This window comes from Paracidovorax wautersii, assembly GCF_900113035.1.
GTDB classification, from domain to species: domain Bacteria; phylum Pseudomonadota; class Gammaproteobacteria; order Burkholderiales; family Burkholderiaceae_C; genus Paracidovorax; species Paracidovorax wautersii.
The window spans coordinates 80,528-97,172 of the sequence record NZ_FONX01000011.1 but is presented as its reverse complement, the minus strand read 5'-3'; the positions used below and the strand labels follow the sequence as shown (position 1 = coordinate 97,172).

General features: G+C 65.3%; 16 protein-coding genes and 1 tRNA gene. 14 read left to right on the top strand and 3 right to left on the bottom strand.

Annotation, left to right across the window (positions count from 1 at the left end; genetic code table 11):
* The first annotated feature begins 118 nt into the window (after window positions 1–118).
* Window positions 119–988 carry a glutamate racemase gene (murI, locus tag BM070_RS16045; protein WP_092940351.1) on the top strand — a complete coding sequence of 290 codons (870 nt, stop codon included), beginning with the start codon at window positions 119–121 and terminating at the stop codon, window positions 986–988.
* A 69-nt stretch (window positions 989–1,057) separates the two neighbouring features.
* Here murI and BM070_RS16040 read toward each other — a convergent pair whose 3' ends face one another.
* The 3 genes from BM070_RS16040 to BM070_RS16030 all read right to left on the bottom strand — a co-directional run bounded on the left by BM070_RS16040 (window position 1,058) and on the right by BM070_RS16030 (window position 2,509).
* Window positions 1,058–1,585, bottom strand: coding sequence for a M48 metallopeptidase family protein (locus tag BM070_RS16040; protein WP_092940350.1), 528 nt, complete (start codon window positions 1,583–1,585; stop codon window positions 1,058–1,060).
* A 180-nt stretch (window positions 1,586–1,765) separates the two neighbouring features.
* On the bottom strand, window positions 1,766–2,404 hold the full coding sequence (locus tag BM070_RS16035) for a DUF6806 family protein (protein WP_092940349.1): 639 nt from the start codon (window positions 2,402–2,404) through the stop codon (window positions 1,766–1,768).
* A gap of 13 nt (window positions 2,405–2,417) precedes the next feature.
* A tRNA-Leu gene (locus BM070_RS16030) sits at window positions 2,418–2,509 on the bottom strand.
* Window positions 2,510–3,441: 932 nt separating this feature from the next.
* Between BM070_RS16030 and BM070_RS16025 the strand changes: the two genes are divergently transcribed.
* From BM070_RS16025 to BM070_RS15965, 13 genes are all read left to right on the top strand, one after another.
* Window positions 3,442–4,194: a hypothetical protein gene (locus BM070_RS16025; RefSeq protein WP_028690967.1), complete on the top strand. Its 753-nt coding sequence runs from the start codon at window positions 3,442–3,444 to the stop codon at window positions 4,192–4,194.
* Window positions 4,195–4,312: 118 nt separating this feature from the next.
* A complete protein-coding gene (locus tag BM070_RS16020) occupies window positions 4,313–4,525 on the top strand; it encodes an AlpA family transcriptional regulator (protein ID WP_009459729.1) in 213 nt (70 codons plus the stop codon).
* Between the two features lie 42 nt (window positions 4,526–4,567).
* On the top strand, window positions 4,568–5,443 hold the full coding sequence (locus tag BM070_RS16015) for a ParA family protein (RefSeq protein WP_028690966.1): 876 nt from the start codon (window positions 4,568–4,570) through the stop codon (window positions 5,441–5,443).
* The gene (locus tag BM070_RS16010) at window positions 5,427–5,675 is read left to right on the top strand and encodes a hypothetical protein (protein WP_019726333.1); all 249 of its coding nucleotides are present in this window, start codon (window positions 5,427–5,429) and stop codon (window positions 5,673–5,675) included. Before BM070_RS16015 ends, BM070_RS16010 begins: the two co-directional genes overlap by 17 nt.
* Entirely contained in the window at window positions 5,668–7,326 is a 1,659-nt protein-coding gene (locus tag BM070_RS16005; protein WP_028690965.1) for a ParB family protein, read from the top strand. The genes BM070_RS16010 and BM070_RS16005 overlap by 8 nt, the downstream gene beginning before the upstream one ends.
* Before the next feature lie 15 nt (window positions 7,327–7,341).
* Window positions 7,342–7,902, top strand: a complete 561-nt coding sequence (locus tag BM070_RS16000; RefSeq protein ID WP_023093474.1) for a DUF2857 domain-containing protein — start codon at window positions 7,342–7,344, stop codon at window positions 7,900–7,902.
* A gap of 3 nt (window positions 7,903–7,905) precedes the next feature.
* Entirely contained in the window at window positions 7,906–9,138 is a 1,233-nt protein-coding gene (locus tag BM070_RS15995) for an STY4528 family pathogenicity island replication protein (protein WP_028690964.1), read from the top strand.
* Window positions 9,139–9,456: 318 nt separating this feature from the next.
* Window positions 9,457–10,236, top strand: coding sequence for a PFL_4669 family integrating conjugative element protein (locus BM070_RS15990; protein WP_028690963.1), 780 nt, complete (start codon window positions 9,457–9,459; stop codon window positions 10,234–10,236).
* Window positions 10,233–10,760, top strand: a complete 528-nt coding sequence (locus tag BM070_RS15985) for a DUF3158 family protein (protein WP_028690962.1) — start codon at window positions 10,233–10,235, stop codon at window positions 10,758–10,760. Before BM070_RS15990 ends, BM070_RS15985 begins: the two co-directional genes overlap by 4 nt.
* Before the next feature lie 73 nt (window positions 10,761–10,833).
* Complete coding sequence (locus tag BM070_RS15980) at window positions 10,834–11,274, top strand: single-stranded DNA-binding protein (protein WP_028690961.1); 441 nt, start codon at window positions 10,834–10,836, stop codon at window positions 11,272–11,274.
* 283 nt (window positions 11,275–11,557) lie between these two features.
* On the top strand, window positions 11,558–13,570 hold the full coding sequence (locus tag BM070_RS15975) for a DNA topoisomerase III (protein ID WP_028690960.1): 2,013 nt from the start codon (window positions 11,558–11,560) through the stop codon (window positions 13,568–13,570).
* Between the two features lie 519 nt (window positions 13,571–14,089).
* Window positions 14,090–15,697 (top strand): DNA cytosine methyltransferase, encoded by a 1,608-nt coding sequence (locus BM070_RS15970; protein ID WP_023103930.1) that lies wholly within the window; start codon window positions 14,090–14,092, stop codon window positions 15,695–15,697.
* Window positions 15,698–15,939: 242 nt separating this feature from the next.
* Window positions 15,940–16,497, top strand: coding sequence for a hypothetical protein (locus tag BM070_RS15965; protein WP_023103929.1), 558 nt, complete (start codon window positions 15,940–15,942; stop codon window positions 16,495–16,497).
* The last annotated feature ends 148 nt before the right edge of the window (window positions 16,498–16,645 follow it).

Below are 16,645 nucleotides of genomic sequence, written 5' to 3'. Positions count from 1 at the left end.
GGGGTCGTGCGCATCGCAGCGCACGCCCTCGCAGGCCCTGCACTACCATCCAGGGCTTGCCGCACACATCCGAGTGCGCCGCAAGCCCTTTTTCCTTCCTCAGCCGCCCCCTCGCGCCATGACATCAGCCAGCCCGCAAAGCCCCATCGGCGTCTTCGACAGCGGCATCGGCGGCCTCAGCGTGCTGCGCGCGCTGCGTGCCGAACTGCCGAACGAACGCTTCGTCTATCTGGCCGACAGCGGCAACGCGCCCTACGGCGAGCGCGGCGATGCCTACGTGGCCGCGCGCACCCACGCCATCGCGGAACATCTGCAGCAGGCGCACGGCATCAAGGCCCTGGTCGTGGCCTGCAACACCGCGACGGCCGCCGCCATCCATGAAGTGCGCAGCCGCTACCCGCAGCTGCCCTCCGTGGGACTGGAGCCGGCCATCAAGCCCGCCGTGGCCCTGAGCCGCACCGGCCGCATCGGCGTGATCGCCACGCGGGGCACGCTGGCCAGCGCCAAGTTCGGGCGGCTGCTCGCCTCCCTCGGCGGCCAGGCCGAATTCGTGGTGCAACCCTGCGACGGACTGGCCTACGCCATCGAACGCAGCACCGAACCGACCGCGGACGGCGCAGCGAGCGCCAGGGAAGTCAGGGCGCTCTGCGCCCGCTACATCGGCGCCATGGGCCCCTTCGGCACCGAAGCCGGCGCCATCGACACGCTGGTGCTGGGCTGCACGCACTACGTCTTCGCGGAAGAGGTGCTGCGCGAACTGGTCGGCCCCGGCGTGCAACTGGTGGACACCGGCCTGCCCGTCGCCCGCCACACGCGGCGGCTGCTGGAAGCCGCCCGGCAGCTGGCGCCGGCACCCGCCCCAGGCCCGCAGGTGCAATTGCTGACCACCGGCGAGATCGGCCCGCTGCAGGCCGCGGCCAGCCGCTGGCTGGGCCTGCCTGCCAGCTGCTGCGGCCTGGCCGCCATGCCCCTGCCTCTCGCGGCCTGAAATTACGGAGAAAACCCGCTGCAGCGCCCGTCAATCAGGCGCAATCAGCTATTAATTTCATAGCAAACTTCAGTCCGACCAGAGGCGCTGGCCGGAATGCTCGATGTGCGTGAGATAGAGGCGCGTATCGAACTCGTACTGGTGGTAGCGCGGCTCCATGTGCTCGCAGAGCTGATAGAAGGCCTTGTCGTGCGACTTCTCGCGCAAATGCGCCAGCTCATGCACCACGATCATGCGCAGGAACTCCTCCGGCGCCTGCTTGAACATCGACGCGATGCGGATCTCATGCCGCGCCGACAGCCGACCGCCCTGCACCCGGGCGGAAGCGGTGTGCAGCCCCAGCGCATGGTTCACCACGTGGATCTTGCTGTCGAACACCACTTTCTGCACCGTGTCGGCATTGCGCAGATGGCGCGCCTTCAGCTCCGCCGCGTACTGGTAGAGCGCCTTGTCGGTCCGCACCGCATGGCCCCGTGGATAGCGGCCCAGCAGCAGGCCTGCGAGGCCCGTGGGCGACTCCGCCAGGCGCTCACGCACCTGGTCCAGCAGCGGAGCGGGATAGGCCCGCAGATACGGCAGATCGACAGAAGAAGCCATAGCCAGGAATCAACAGCGAGGAGGCGGCCCCCTCACCCTGCCGGGCAGGCACCAACCCCATCAGAAAAACGAAACCCCGGCCGGGCGCAATGCCTGGACCGGGGCTGGGAGCGGGCACCAGGCTTGGAAGCAGCCCCTGCCCTGCGCATCGACGGCCGCCCCTGGAGGCGGCTCAGCGAATCAATGCAGATGGCGCGGGCGGCGACCACCGCCACTACCACTGTGCCCACCATTGCCCGGGCCGCCGCTGCCGCGGGGAGGCTTGCCGATCTCCAGCGAATTCACCAGCGCATCGAAGCGCTGCGAGAACAGCTTGTCGATCTCCGCCACGACGCCGCCCAGTTCGGAGCCGTCGAAATGGCGCTCCATCAGGTTGATCGCGTCCTGCACCAGCAGGTCACGCTGCACCTGCATGATGGCCGCAGGCGTGGGGCCCACGAAGAGCATCAGGAAGTCGTCGCGCGCTTCCGTGCCGTCGTCTTCCTCTTCCTCGTCGAAATCGGTGTCGTAGAAGGTGACTTCGAGGGCTGCGCCCTGCTCGGCCAGCTCGTTGAGGCTCATGCACATCTCGTCCAGCGACTGGCGGAAGTCCTCGTCGCCACGCACCGTCCAGCAGATCTGCAGCAGATGCTCCTTGGCGTCGAACTGGATGCCGGGCTCCTCTTCGTAGGCGCTGGCAGCGCCATCGGCCAGCGACCGCGCCCCCGCATACTTCCACAGCGGCTTGAGCGCTTCCTGCAGCTGCTCGAACGCCGTATCGGACCTCAGCTGCACCTGGCCGTGGACATGGATTTCAAAGGGAGCGTTGTAACTTGACATGATCGAATCGTAATGGTGCCCCGAGCCGGGGTCGAACCGGCACGCCCCTTTTCAGGAAGCGGCGGATTTTAAGTCCGCAGTGTCTACCAATTTCACCATCGGGGCGCCGGCCGCATGGCATGAAGCCACGCATCTGGAACACCGGGCGATCCAGCGCCGAACCGAACGCATGGCGCACGCCGGCAATCTGAAGGTTCGATGCCGACGGCCAATAAAAAAGGGAAGCCGAAGCTTCCCTTGCAATACTGGAGCGGGAAACGAGACGTGTACTAGGACAGTAAGTCGTTGTTTCCCAATCACTTTCTTCGTTGGGCTGGCCAGCGAAGACCTCAATTGTAGCCTTGTTTTTCGTCCTCGGCAACAAATTCGTCCAAAGAGTTCCACAGACGTCCAAAGAGCTGCACTCAGCACACCAGACCCACGATCGGTACATCGTCGTAGGCAACTCCCTCGAACTCATCATCCACGCCCGGTCGTCTGCCCCGCATCCATCACCGCGAAGACGATCAGGCAGATGGTTCTGGTGATGGCACAGCTCGGATGCCACCTAGGAACGCCTGCACCACAACTCACAGGCGACCTTCTGGTCAAGCTCCTTTGAAAGAACGCGCATGCTGGCCACCGCGTTTCCGCACACGATTCTTTGTCGATATATCAGGATGACGGGGCAAGCATGACAGGCGCCGGTTTGCTGCGTCCGACTGGACATTCGAGGACGATTGCGGCCCCCTCACGCTTCCTGAGACCGCTGGCATATCAGGTCATACCTAGACGGTTTTGCAGAAACCGTAACTTCTCACGACCCTGATAGCGTGAGCGTCGCTGTCGAGCCTACGTCCCGATGCTCGACCTTCTGATCGATGATTTTTGCACATCGAACACACGACGACTACCAGTTGCGCGAACTGGTGAGAAGTATTCAAACCACATGACGAAGCGGCCTTCGGGACCCACTTCCTACACAAGCGACAGGCCGACCATGAGGTCGGCGACAAAGGAGTCGGTCATGTAGTTCTTCTCCTGGAAGGAGACGGAGCATGCACGAGAACAAGAATGATGCACCAACATCAAAGGTGTTCTATCGCCCGATCGAAGCGTCCATCCGCTGGGCCGGGCTGCTGCGATACGAGCAGGTGATCCTGGCTTCGATTTCGTCGCCAAGGCGCCTGCCGCAGTCGTTGGACTGTCCACGTTGTGACGAGCTGCGGCTTTGCACCGAACGCATCTTCGACGGCATCCTCAATGGAGAACTGCCCTTCGGACGGAACGGCATCACGACGCGCGATTCCGCGCTGATCGACTCCCCTGATCTGACGGTGCGCCACGTCGATCTGAAGCGCTGGATGCGCCAGCACTATCCCGAGCAACGACCGTGCTTCCTTTTCTCCCGGAGCGAGCGCATCGCCCATCCCTTCATCTCGGTGGAAACTGGGCAGGCGATGCTAGTCGAGCGCCTGGCCCTGAAGTCCACCTTGGACCAGTACAAACGCCAACTGCATGAGCTGCAGGAAAAGCACGGAGCGCTTCTCAAGCAGATGGCGCCCTCTGCTGGCGCACAGTGCCTGATCAGTGATCGCGCCGAAGCCACCTACCTGAACATCATCGGCAGCATGCTGGACCTGATGCTCGGCCAGTCGCCTTCCGGCGTTCCGTACTCCAGCTTCAAGACGCAGGAGGCGGTGGTCAGCGCGTTGGTCGCCCATCACAGCGGCGCAATGGGGATCGCGGAGCGGACGCTAAACGGCAAGTTCGCCACGGCCAGACGCCGGCTGCGTAGCGCAACAGTCTGAGGTTTTCCATCTTGTATGTGCAATCGCGGAGATTGCATTTGCAATGTCTTTTCCCATCCATGTCTATTGAATGGAGGTCACGCCAACAAACGCCACTGAGCGTTCAGGAGTGACCGCCATGTCGCAAACACCTGCACTGCCCGCAAGCGAGCGCCGCATCCTGCGGCTTGATGAAGTCGAAACCAAGTCGGGTTTCAAACGCGCCCACATCTACAACCTGATGCGCAAAGGCCTGTTCCCGAAGGCGCTGCGCCTGGGCGTGCGCGCGGTCGGTTGGGACTCCATCGAGATCGATCAGTGGATCGCCGAGCGCGTCAACAACCGGGCCTGACCCGTTCTCCAGCGGACTTCCCATCCTCACACGGAGAACGCCATGCAGGTCGTATCCATCATTTCAACCAAAGGTGGCGTCGGCAAGACCACCACGGCCGCGAACCTCGGCGGGCTTGCCGCGGACGCGGGGCTGCGTGTACTGCTGCTCGACCTCGACGTGCAGCCCACCTTGTCCTCGTACTACGAGCTAGGCCACCGCGCACCTGGTGGCATCTACGAGTTGCTGGCCTTCAACGAGCGCGACCTCGGGCTGCTTGTGTCCCGCACGAACATCGAGGGCCTGGACTTGGTGCTCTCCAACGACCACCGAGGCGAGCTGAACACTTTGCTGCTGCACACGCCGGATGGGCGCCTACGGTTGCGCCATCTCTTGCCGGTCCTGGCGCCTCTCTATGACCTGGTGCTGATCGACACCCAAGGTGCGCGCTCGGTGCTGCTGGAGATGGCGGTGCTCGCCTCCAACCTCGCGCTGTCGCCCGTGACCCCGGAAATTCTCGCGGCGCGCGAGCTGCGGCGCGGCACCATGCAGTTGCTCGAAGACATTGCGCCCTACCGGCACCTGGGCATCGAGCCTCCACCTCTGCATCTGCTCATCAATCGCGTCCACCCTGTGTCAGCCAATGCACGGCTGATCCAGCAGGCCCTGCGCGATCTTTTCCAGGACCACGCCGGCATCCGCGTGCTGGCCACCGACGTGCCGGCCATCGAGGCGTATCCGCGTGCAGCTACGCGCGGATTGCCAGTGCATCGGGTCGAATACCGCCAGCCGCCGGGCAGAGTCGCCCTCGCCGCGCTCGACACCATGCGCGGCCTCGCAGACGAACTATTTCCGCAATGGCGGCACCGATTTGCCATGGTGTCCGGCCGTCCGCCACACCCTCTTGATGCCGGGAGGTCCCATGGCGAACGCACATGAGCTAGCCCGAGGCCACAAGCGGCTTCGCGCCCTGATCGAGTTCGCGGTTGGCGAAGGTTGGCACGTCAAACGCACGCCTGGCGGCCACCTCAAGTTCACCAAGCCTGGCTGCGCCGCGATCTACACCAGCTCGACGGCAAGCGACCACCGGGCGACCCTGAATGCCCGTGCGCAAATCCGCCGCGCCGAGCGCGAGGCCCGATACCAAGCGCAGGGAGGCGGCCATGGCTGAGATCACCTCCCAGCAGATGGCTGGCAAGCTGCTCGCGGCCGGGTTCGAGCGCAGCGGCCCGTCAGCCTCGACCTTGAGCGACCCGATCGCCGACACCCCCATGGTCGTGACCCTAGATCAGTTGCGCCCCTACGACCACGATCCCAGGAAAAAACGCAACCCGGCCTACGAGGAAATCAAGGCGTCCATCCGCGAGCGCGGTCTGGACGCAGCGCCGGCCATCACTCGCCGACCAGGTGAGTCCCACTACATCATCCGCAACGGTGGAAATACTCGGCTGGCGATCCTGCGCGAACTATGGTCAGAGACCAAGGACGAGCGGTTTTTCCGTGTATCGTGCCTGTTCCGGCCGTGGCCCAGCCGCGGCGAAGTCGTCATGTTGACCGGCCACTTGGCCGAGAACGAATTGCGCGGGGGCCTCACGTTCATCGAGCGCGCCCTCGGCGTCGAGAAGGCGCGCGAGTTCTACGAGCAAGAAAGCGGCACCACCTTGAGCCAGTCCGAGCTGGCCCGCCGCCTCGCCGCCGATGGCTTCCCGGTACAACAGTCGCACATCAGCCGCATGAACGACGCGGTGCAGTATCTCCTGCCCGCGATCCCCACCGTGCTCTATGGCGGTCTCGGTCGCCATCAGGTCGAACGCCTGTCGGTCATGCGCAAAGCCTGCATGCTCGCGTGGGAGCGCTACGCCAAGGGTCGCCCACTGGTTCAGGACTTCGACGAATTTTTCCAGGAAGTGCTGTCGCAATTCGACGTCCAGGCCGACGAGTTCTCCGCGCAGCGTGTACAGGACGAGCTGATCGGCCAGATGGCCGAGATGCTGGGTGTCGATTACGACGTGCTCGCCCTGGACATGACCGAATCCGAGAGCCGGCAGCGCGCCTTGGTCAGCGACCCAACGCCGCCATCGACGCCGCCTGCGTTGCCGGAGCCGGGAACCATCGCGCGCCCACCTGCCAACACTGCGCCACCCATCGCAGGGGCTGCATCCGCAGCGCCGCCTGCAGGCCGACCTGCGGCAACGCCTTCGACGCGCGAGAGCGACACGGATGCCAGCCAGGCAAGTCCGGCCAACCCTGCGGTGGGTGGCGATCTGCTTCGGGAGCACATCGTCTCGCCGGCACCGACGACCGAACGGCTCCAGTCCATTCAGCGCATGGTCGCCGACCAGTTGGGTGATGCGCTGCCGCTCGACTTCTCGGCGAGTGTCTTGCAGTCCATCCCTGTGCAGGCTGGCGGGCTCTATCCGATCTCCGATGTCTGGTACATCGATCCCGGCGTGGACACAGCCGAGCGCCTGCGCATCCACATCGCACAGTTCGCCCGCGAAATCGCGGGCGAGGCAGACCTGGACGAGTGCATTGATGACCGTGCAGAGGGTATCGGTTTCGTCTGCCGGGCCCGCACCCAAAGCTCGGCACCGCTGGGCCGTGCCGTCCTCGCGCTGTTAGCGTGCCTGGCCGGTCAGCGGCCCGCCGACGTCGGCCTGCACGACGGGCAAATCGTCATCGAACTGCCGGCGCTGCTGCACGGCCAGGGTGATGCGGCCCAGCGATTGAGCGATACCTCGCTGGTCAAGCTGTTCCGGCTGCTGCGGCTGGCCCGGCGCCTGCTCGACCTTGAAGCCGGCGCTGAAGGCGTTGGAATGTGAGCGAGGGAGGCCAGCATGTCCGCACCACACCCACTCAACCAGGCCGTCATCGCCCAGGCCCTCTATGACCTGCGCAATGGGCAACTGCGCCGGTGCAAACTGATGGGGTTTGGCGAGGAAGAACTGGACGCCCTCAAGCATCCCGCGCTGATCAGCGTGCTCGCCAACGCTAACGTCTCCTGGTGCTCGGTGACGGTCAACCGCGAAGTGCTCCGGCGACTGCTCAAGCAGGCGCAGGACGTGGAGAAGGAAATCGCCACGGTCGATCGCATGCTCAGGCTGGGCGCGAGCACCGAGATGGTCAGTCGGTTCTATGGCCTGACCCACCAGGAGGTGGCGCTTCGCCGCGAAATCCTCGGCCTGCCGAAGCGCAAGGGCCGCCACCCCGTGCTGGACGAGAAACAGGACACGGAGCTGTGGCGGCAATGGAAGGCCGTGACCGGCAGCAGGAATGTCGATCTCGAAGACGAAACCTCCATCCTCGACGCTACCATGGACTTGGCCGAAGGCATGTCGCTGCCTCTGTCGGTGGTCTGGGCCTCGATCAAGAGCTGGGTCGATCAGGGATTGGGTTGAGCCATGGCCGTGGACGACACCGCACCACGCCGTGGCCCCGTCGCACTCGCGGATCTGTTCGATGCTGCCCTGAAAGACCTCGCGCCCAAGCCCAGCCCCAGTGCGCCAGCACCCGTGCCTACGCCGACGCCCGCCACGTCAGGCGATGCCTTCCTCTTCAGCGGCAACCGGCACGAGACCGTGCCGCGGCGGCTGTTCCTCGACCGTCGCCTGACGCCGCTGGAGCGCAACGCCTGGCAGGTGTTCCGGCTGATGCTCAACGACGACGGCATGACAGCCTTCCCGACGTATGAGCAGCTTCGACCCTGGCTGGCGTCGATGCCCTGCGCCGGGCAGGCCTCGCATGAAACCGTGGCCCGAGCGTTGACGCTGTTGCGCCTCACCCGATGGTTGAGCCTGGTACGGCGACGGCGTGACCCCAAGACCGGCCGCATCCTCGGCAACCTCTACGTTCTGCACGATGAACCACTGACGCCCTTCGAGGCCATGCAGCTCGACGCCGACTACCTGGCACTGGTCAGCCAGTCCCTCGGCCATTCGGCCAAGGCTGTCCAGATGGTCGGTCTGAACACCCTCAAGGAGATCGCGGAAGATCCGATGCTCTCCGGACGCACACTGCCGTCGCGGCTACAGGTCCTGGCCGAACGCCTCGCCAGCCAAGGCATCACGGCCGCCGAAAGTTATCCACAGGAGGATGCCGCCCACGATTCCGAAGAAGGAGCATCGAGCCTTCTTCGGAATGCGGACGACCCGTCTTCGGAATCCGAAGCAGGGGCGAAACCCGCGCCAGACGCCTCTCTTCGGAATCCGAAGCAGGCCCGTACAGTACGTAGTAGTCGTATTAATGAAGTACGTACTACCGCGCAGGCGCGCGCGCTGGGCGATCTGCAATGGCCCAAGCGCTTCACGGAACTGAAGGCAGAGCAGCAGACAGGTGCCAGGGTGGCATTGCAGCAGGTCGATGCCGCGCTGAGACAGGCCGTGCTGGACGACTGGGCCGCACGATGCAGCAGTCATGGCATCCGCAATCCTGCGGGGTATCTGTTCGGCATCATCCAGCGCGCCATCCATGGCGAGTTCAATGCCTGGGCCAAGAAAGACGCGCCATCGGCACCCGTCCCGCCAAACGAGCGGCCACCAGCAGCACCGCCACCTCAGCCGCAGGGTAAGCCAGTGCCGCCGGAAGTCGCCAAGCAGCACATCGAGCGGCTACGCAATCTGCTCGCCAGCAAGTGAGCCGGCATGCAAGTCGGTGAAAGTAGATGCCCATGGCCGCCAATAGAGCTATCCCCTGGGGATAGTTCCGCTGCTGGGCACAACGCCAAGTTGTCGCAGGCCTGGGATCGACCATCTGCCGCAGCATCGGTGTTGCCTACCCTGATCCCGGCGTGCAGCGTTCGTTGACGCTCCATGGAGCTATCCCCTGGGGATAGCTCGCGCCGCATGCAACCGCCGCGCCCTAAACCGGGGCCCGCCGGGATTCGGATTCTTGACTGACTGCCTTCCGCTTCCTGCCGAAGCTGGCCGCTCCTTTTCCAACAACGAGCGGACACCATGGCAACCAATGAACCTCTGCAACTGAATCTCGGCTCCCTGCGCAGCGCGATGTCGCTGACCCTGCACACCCATCACGCTTCCCGCATCTGGCACGGCCGCGCCGCCGCCGAGGGGCGACCGGGCATCGTCGGCCTGAACGGCTACATCGCCCAGATGAACAAGATGCGGCGGGGCTCGGAGCAGGACGACCCGTACTCGGACTGGTGGATGCTGCGCATCGAGGACAAGCTCGACCAAACCAAGGTCACGCTGCAATCGCTGCGCGAGCAGGTGGACCAGGCGCTGGCGAGCGTGCCACCGGCGCTCAGCCTGGGCGAAAACCTCAACGTGCAGCCGGTCAAGCTCCCGCTCTTCGTCAACGCGCAGCTCGGCTTTGCCGCGGTCTATCTCCTGGCCGACTACGACGACATCGCCCGCAAGCTGATCCTCGCCCACCACACCGCGCTCATCGACCGCAGCACCTTGGAACGCTGGCTCAACGAGGGCGCGCACGCGCTGCGCAGCCTGTTCTCGCTGGCCCAGCAGTATCGCTACTCGGGCTGCACCCGCGACGATTTCGCGGCGAAGAACGCCGCTGCGCGAGTCGCGCTGGAGAAGTACGGCGAACTGCCGCAGGAGGTGCTGGAGGGGACACGCCGCTCGAAGTTTGCGCCACCCGTCGTGCGCCGTGGCCTGCAACAGCGCGGCGACGGTCCTGCCACAGCGCCTCCGCCCAGCGACGAAGCCGCCACCGCAGAGCCGCCCGAAGCGTCAGCCGGCGAGGACGAGCCCGCATGAACGATCTGAACCAACCGACCCGCTACTTCCGGGGCCTGCAACAGGGTGCCTTCATGCGGCTGGAACACGCGGCCTCTCTAAAAGGCCTTTTAAAGCCTTTTAAGGGTAAAGGGGACTTCGAGGCCTGGGCCAGCCAGTGCTTCGCCATGCGCGACGAGTTGATTGCCCTGGCACAGCGACAGGTGCTGGAGCAAGCATGCGGGCACCCCTTCCACCTTCTGCCCATCGAACTGGCCCAACAGACCACTGGCGCAGGAACCGTCTTCTTGCGCTGGCGCAGGCACGACAGGTCGGCCATGGGCGTGGCGCTGTGGCGGGAGCTGATCGCCAGCAGCAGCACACCCGTCAACCTGCTGGCCGACCTGCACGCGATCGAGCTGCAGCGCATCACGTTGAACATGCAGATCAGCCTGCTGCACACCTTGGGCAGGCAGGCGCAGGAATGCGCCAGCAAGGCCGCCGAGGCGGACGACGCCTACCTGCACCGGCTCACGTCCGTTCCTGCCGCAATGCGCGATCGGTGATTGCGCCGGGCATCCCAGCACGCGCCCGGCGCCGACGAGGCACGGGTATTTCAACCACCACGGAGATCACACCATGAGCACGCATTTTTCTGGCGAAGGCAACATCGGCTCGCCACCGGAGTACCGCGAATTCCCCAACGGCAATGACGAACCCAGCCGCTTGCTGCGCCTGAACGTCTATTTCGACAACCCCGTACCCAAGAAGGATGGCACCTTCGAGGACCGCGGCGGCTTCTGGGCGCCGGTGGAAATCTGGCACCGCGACGCCGAGCACTGGAAGGACCTGTACCAGAAAGGTATGCGCGTGCTGGTCATCGGCCGCATGGAGCGCGAGCCTTGGACGGACAACGAAGATCAGCCGCGCGAGACCTGGCAGATCAACGCGCGCAGCGTCGGCATCCTGCCGTACCGCATCGAGTCCGTGGCCCTCAGTCCGAAGCCGCAGGAGGCAGAACCGAAGCCACAGGCTGCCCAGGAATCGACCGCGCCGAAGGAGGCGAAGCGCAGGAAGTGAACCGGCATGGAGGGCGGCCGCCGTAGTGCTTCGCCGCCCTCCATGCACCCCGCAAGCTATCCCCTGGGGATAGCTCCATCAACGTCCATCGACTTCCACGCGCTCCCGCAAATCGCGGCTACTGGTCCGCACACCTGCGGCCACGCGCCATCCCCGCCCGAGCCATTCCATCGGCGTGAAAGCGGTCGCCGGCGCATGCGGCTTGTTTGCTGCTACCCCAGGTGGCGCTCGGCATCCTCGATTCCAGCAACTCCATGAACAACGGGAATCGGGATGGACGGACATGCGGCTGTTCTTGTGCGAGAAGCCCTCCCAGGGCAAAGACATTGGCCGAATTCTCGGTGCCACGCAGCGCGGTGAAGGCTGCCTCAACGGTTCCGGCGTCACCGTCACCTGGTGCATCGGCCATCTCGTCGAAGCGGCAGCCCCCGAGGTCTATGACGCGGCGCTCAAGCGCTGGTCGCTGGAGCAGTTGCCCATCATTCCTCAGCACTGGCGGGTCGAGGTCAAACCTAAAACCGCCACGCAGTTCAAAGTCGTCAAGGCGCTTCTGGCTAAGGCGACCCAGCTTGTCATCGCCACAGATGCCGACCGCGAGGGCGAGTTGATCGCCCGCGAGATCATCGACCTGTGCGGCTACCGCGGTCCCATCGAACGGCTGTGGTTGTCGGCGCTCAACGATGCGTCCATCCGCGCGGCACTCGGCAAGCTCCGGCCATCGGCCGAGACGCTGCCGATGTACTACTCGGCGCTGGCGCGCTCTCGGGCGGATTGGCTCGTCGGCATGAACCTCAGCCGCTTGTTCACGGTGCTGGGACGGCAGGCCGGCTACGACGGCGTGCTGTCGGTAGGCCGCGTCCAGACCCCCACGCTCAAACTGGTCGTGGACCGCGACCGCGAGATCACCGCCTTCGTGTCCGTGCCGTACTGGGCCATCGACGTGTCCCTGTCCGCCGGTGGCCAGACTTTCGCCGCGCAGTGGGTTCCCCCGAAAGCATGCACCGACGACGCCGGCCGCTGCCTGCAGCAGCCCATCGCGCAGCACGCCGCGCAGCAGATCCGCGCCGCGGACAGCGCCCAGGTGGTGGCGGTCGAAACCGAGCGCGTGCGGGAAGGCCCGCCGCTGCCGTTCGACCTGGGGACCTTGCAGGAGGTGTGTTCCAGGCAGCTTGGGCTCGATGTGCAGGAGACCTTAGACATTGCTCAGGCCCTATACGAGACGCACAAGGCCACGACGTACCCGCGCTCCGATTCGGGCTACCTGCCCGAAAGCATGTTCGCCGAGGTGCCAACGGTCCTCGACAGCCTGGTCAAGACCGATCCCTTGCTGCGACCGATCATGGACCAGCTCAACCGCACTCAACGCTCACGCGCCTGGAACGACGCGAAGGTGTCTGCTCACCACGGCATCATCCCGACGCTCGAACCGGCGAACCTCTCGACCATGAGTGAGAAGGAACTGGCAGTGTATCGGCTGATCCGGGCGCATTACCTGGCGCAATTCCTTCCTCACCACGAGTTCGACCGCAATGTGGCGAACCTCTCCTGCGGCCAGCAGACGCTGGCGGCCACCGGCAAGCAGGTCGTCGTCAAGGGGTGGCGCCTGGTGCTGGCCGAACCGCAATCCGAGGAGGATGGCGACCCTGCGGCGCGCAGCCAGGTACTGCCCGCGCTGCGCGAGGGCCTGGCATGTCAGGTGGCCGACGTCGATCTGAAGGCGCTCAAGACGCTGCCCCCTCGGCCCTATACGCAGGGCGAGTTGGTCAAGTCCATGAAGGGCGTCGCCAAACTGGTCTCGGACCCGCGCCTGAAACAGAAGCTCAAGGATACGGTCGGCATCGGCACCGAAGCGACGCGGGCCAACATCATCAGTGGCCTGCTGACGCGGGGCTACCTCGTGAAGAAGGGCCGCGCCATCCGTGCCTCGGATGCGGCCTTCACCCTGATCGACGCGGTGCCCACAGCGATTGCCGACCCAGGGACAACCGCCGTCTGGGAACAGGCGCTGGACATGATCGAAGCTGGACAGCTCACGCTGGACGTATTCATCGGCAAGCAGGCTGCATGGATCTCACAGTTGATCGCGCAGTACGGCAGCACGTCCCTGTCCATCAAGGTTCCCCACGGACCGCCTTGCCCACAGTGCGGCGCACCGACGCGCCAGCGCACCGGCAAGAGCGGCCCATTCTGGTCGTGCAGTCGCTACCCCGACTGCAAAGGCACGCTGCCGGTCGAATCCGGCACGTCCAAGCGTGGTGCCTCGCGCCCGCGCCGCAGCGGCCGCAAAGGCTCCTGACCGACCCCGTTCCCCGTGAACCGTGCCCGCCATCGGCGGCGCGGCCTGTGTTCCGCACGCCCTGCGGGACGCCCAGCGCGCAACGCCTTCTTGTCCGTGTGCGCGTCCCGCTTGGTCATCCCCGGCCGCGGGACCTGAAGGTAGCTTCTCCGCGAACCGCCTCCTGCGCGTTCTGCTGATCTGCATTTCTCCCGCCTCTGCGAAGGGTCCCCCGGTGGCTTGCCAAGCTGCGCGAGCCACCCGGAGACCCTTCGTGGTCAGCGGTATTCGGTGCCGGTGCCCGCCGGCGCAAAAACGGGCTCCCTTTGTGCGCGGATGTGCGCCAGACGATGCCGGCGCGAACCACGACATGCGCCGGGTGTGATTGCTGATGAGCAGACGGTTCTAGCGACGACCGGGCCTGCACCAGCCCACGGGTGGTTCTGTCCTCCCGAGCCGAAGGCCGCAGGGCCTTCGGCGCCTTTCTCCTGCCTATCAACGTCCCGGCCCGCCCCGGGCCACACGAACAGGAGACCCGACATGAACCCGCAACCTTGCACCCTTCGCGGTGCGCCCCAGGCCGCGCCACTGCTGTACGGCAGCGTGTGCAGCGGCATCGAGGCCGTGAGCCTCGCATGGCAACCCCTCGGCCTCAAAGCCGCGTGGTTCGCCGAGATCGAGCCGTTCCCGAGCGCCGTGCTCGCCCACCGTTACCCCCATGTGCCCAACCTGGGCGACATGACCGCGATCGCCCGTCAGGTGCGCGCCGGCACCGTGCCGGCGCCCGACATCCTGGTCGGCGGCACGCCGTGCCAGTCGTTCAGCGTTGCCGGCGCGCGCCAGGGGTTGAACGACCCGCGCGGCGCCTTGACCCTTGCCTATGTGGAGCTTGCAAATGCCATCGACCAAACCCGCCACCAAGACCGCCGCCCGCCGGCAACGCTCGTCTGGGAAAACGTCCCCGGCGTCCTCAACGACCGCAGCAATGCCTTCGGGCATTTCCTGGGCGCACTGGCCGGAGAAAGCCGTGCGCTCCAGCCGCCAGGGGAAAAATGGGCGCACGCTGGTTGTGTGTCTGGACCCCGCCGCCGCATCGCCTGGCGCGTGCTCGACGCTCAATATTTCGGTGTCGCCCAACGCCGCAAGCGCGTGTTTCTTGTGGCATGTGGTGGTGATGACCTCGATCCCTCCGAAGTACTTTTTGAGCGCACAGGCCTGCGCGGGGATTCTTCTGCGGGCCGCGCGCCGTGGCAAGAAGCTGCCCGCGCTGCTGGACCGGGTGCTGCAGCAGCAGGCGGATACGCAGGATTCGCTGGACTGAACCAGCCCTACGGCAAGGTCACGACGACGTTCGGATTCAGCGGCGGCATTGGCCCCGTCGATGTTGCGGCATGCCTGATGGCCGCGGGTCCCAAGCACGACATCCGCACCGAGACGTTCATGGTGCAGTCCATCGCCGGCAGCATCGCCCACACCCTCGACACCGCCAACAACGGCAAGGGCAGCAGCGAGGACGGTACGGGAAAGGGCGTGCCGATCATCGCCTTCACCGCCCAGGGCAGCGGCGCGGACGCCACGATCGACCTGACGCCGACGCTGCGTGCCGGCGGGCATCGCAACAGCCATGCGAACGCAGGCGTCGTGCCCGCCATCGCCTTCGCGCAGAACAACCGCGGCGAAGTGCGCTTCGAGTCGGGCCATGGACAGGTGTCTTGCACCGTCCTGTCCAACGGCAAGCCGGGCTACGGTGTGCCGATGGTGGCCTGCGTTGCCCTGCGGGGACGGACGCAGGGTCTTGCTGCCGAACTGGGCGGAAGCGTTGCGGCGGCGTTGCGTACCAGCGGCGGCGGCGCAGACAAGCCCCATGTCCTGGCCCCCGACTTCGAGGCACATTTCCGCTACGACTGGAATGAATCCGGTGCAGCGGACTGGTCGCAATGGCGGGTGCGGCGGCTGATGCCCATGGAGTGCGAGCGGCTGCAGGGCATGCCCGACGACTACACGCTGATCCCGTATCGCGGCAAGCCTGCCGCAGACGCTCCGCGCTACAAGGCGATTGGCAACTCCATGGCCGTCCCGTGCATGGCTTGGCTGGGCAACCGGCTGGTGCAGTGCCTGCACAAGACGGACTCGACCGCTTCGGATTGATCGACGACGCAGCCTGCCGGCCGCGCCATTCTCCCCCTGCATTGCCGATGTATCGGCAGCAGCCCGCAGCCAGGGTGTCAAGGCTGCCGTGGGTTCCGCCCACGCCACCCACCAGTTCGCTTCGGCATCTCACCGGCGAACGCTGCCCACCGGGGCATCGATGCCTCCTTTCTCCAACCCACGGGATGGTCGCCACGTCCCGTCAGGGGCATGTCGCCACCCGGTCGATTTCAGGACTTCCCATGGACACCATCACCAAGCAAGACCGCATCACGCTGAAGAACCTCAAGGTCGCCGACTTCGCCAGCGAGGAAACGCTGTGCTTCACCGCGACCATCGTGTTCGACGGCACTCCCATCGCCGAGGCCCGCAACGACGGGCATGGCGGCTCGACATTCCTCCGCGCGCTCAACGGCAAGACGACGCTGCTGGCTCAGGCCGAAGCCTTTGCCAAGGGCTTGCCGCCTGCGCCGCTCGATCTAGGCCAGGAGGGTGAAGACCCTCATTACATCGACATGACGCTCGACTTCCTGGTCGATGAACTGGCCGATGCCATGCACGCGGAGCGCAAGGTGCGAGCCGCCTTCAACCGCGACATCGGCAACAAGGTGCTGTTCATCAAGGACGGCAAACTGCTGTTCATCAAAGGCATCAAGCTCAAGGCTATCGCCGACCGCAAGGCGTACTTCGCTTCGCTGCGCACCAGGCAGGCCCAGCCCATCGTCATCCTCGCCGAGCTTCCGCCCGAGCGGGCATTCGACCTGTGGAAGCAGCATGTCCTGGGCGACAAGCCCGATTGACCCAGCGCCACCGCACCCTCCTGACAGCCCCGTACTCGATGCGGGGCTTTTCTTTTCCTGTGCTCATCAATCGGGGCTGGGCCGAATGCCGTTTTCCAACTGACGCGGCGCAGCCCTCGCACGAAGCTGCCTGCATGTTCGCTGATTC

Excerpts from the sequence above, each read along its gene's own strand:
- BM070_RS15970 (WP_023103930.1), top strand. The coding sequence starts at position 14,090 with ATGAACCCGCAACCTTGCACCCTTCGCGGTGCGCCCCAGGCCGCGCCA.
- BM070_RS15980 (WP_028690961.1), top strand. The coding sequence starts at position 10,834 with ATGAGCACGCATTTTTCTGGCGAAGGCAACATCGGCTCGCCACCGGAG.
- BM070_RS16020 (WP_009459729.1), top strand. The coding sequence starts at position 4,313 with ATGTCGCAAACACCTGCACTGCCCGCAAGCGAGCGCCGCATCCTGCGG.
- BM070_RS16005 (WP_028690965.1), top strand. The coding sequence starts at position 5,668 with ATGGCTGAGATCACCTCCCAGCAGATGGCTGGCAAGCTGCTCGCGGCC.
- BM070_RS16025 (WP_028690967.1), top strand. The coding sequence starts at position 3,442 with ATGCACGAGAACAAGAATGATGCACCAACATCAAAGGTGTTCTATCGC.
- BM070_RS15995 (WP_028690964.1), top strand. The coding sequence starts at position 7,906 with ATGGCCGTGGACGACACCGCACCACGCCGTGGCCCCGTCGCACTCGCG.
- BM070_RS16000 (WP_023093474.1), top strand. The coding sequence starts at position 7,342 with ATGTCCGCACCACACCCACTCAACCAGGCCGTCATCGCCCAGGCCCTC.
- BM070_RS16035 (WP_092940349.1), bottom strand. The coding sequence starts at position 2,404 with ATGTCAAGTTACAACGCTCCCTTTGAAATCCATGTCCACGGCCAGGTG.
- BM070_RS15975 (WP_028690960.1), top strand. The coding sequence starts at position 11,558 with ATGCGGCTGTTCTTGTGCGAGAAGCCCTCCCAGGGCAAAGACATTGGC.
- BM070_RS16015 (WP_028690966.1), top strand. The coding sequence starts at position 4,568 with ATGCAGGTCGTATCCATCATTTCAACCAAAGGTGGCGTCGGCAAGACC.
- BM070_RS15990 (WP_028690963.1), top strand. The coding sequence starts at position 9,457 with ATGGCAACCAATGAACCTCTGCAACTGAATCTCGGCTCCCTGCGCAGC.
- BM070_RS15985 (WP_028690962.1), top strand. The coding sequence starts at position 10,233 with ATGAACGATCTGAACCAACCGACCCGCTACTTCCGGGGCCTGCAACAG.
- BM070_RS16010 (WP_019726333.1), top strand. The coding sequence starts at position 5,427 with ATGGCGAACGCACATGAGCTAGCCCGAGGCCACAAGCGGCTTCGCGCC.
- BM070_RS16040 (WP_092940350.1), bottom strand. The coding sequence starts at position 1,585 with ATGGCTTCTTCTGTCGATCTGCCGTATCTGCGGGCCTATCCCGCTCCG.
- murI (WP_092940351.1), top strand. The coding sequence starts at position 119 with ATGACATCAGCCAGCCCGCAAAGCCCCATCGGCGTCTTCGACAGCGGC.
- BM070_RS15965 (WP_023103929.1), top strand. The coding sequence starts at position 15,940 with ATGGACACCATCACCAAGCAAGACCGCATCACGCTGAAGAACCTCAAG.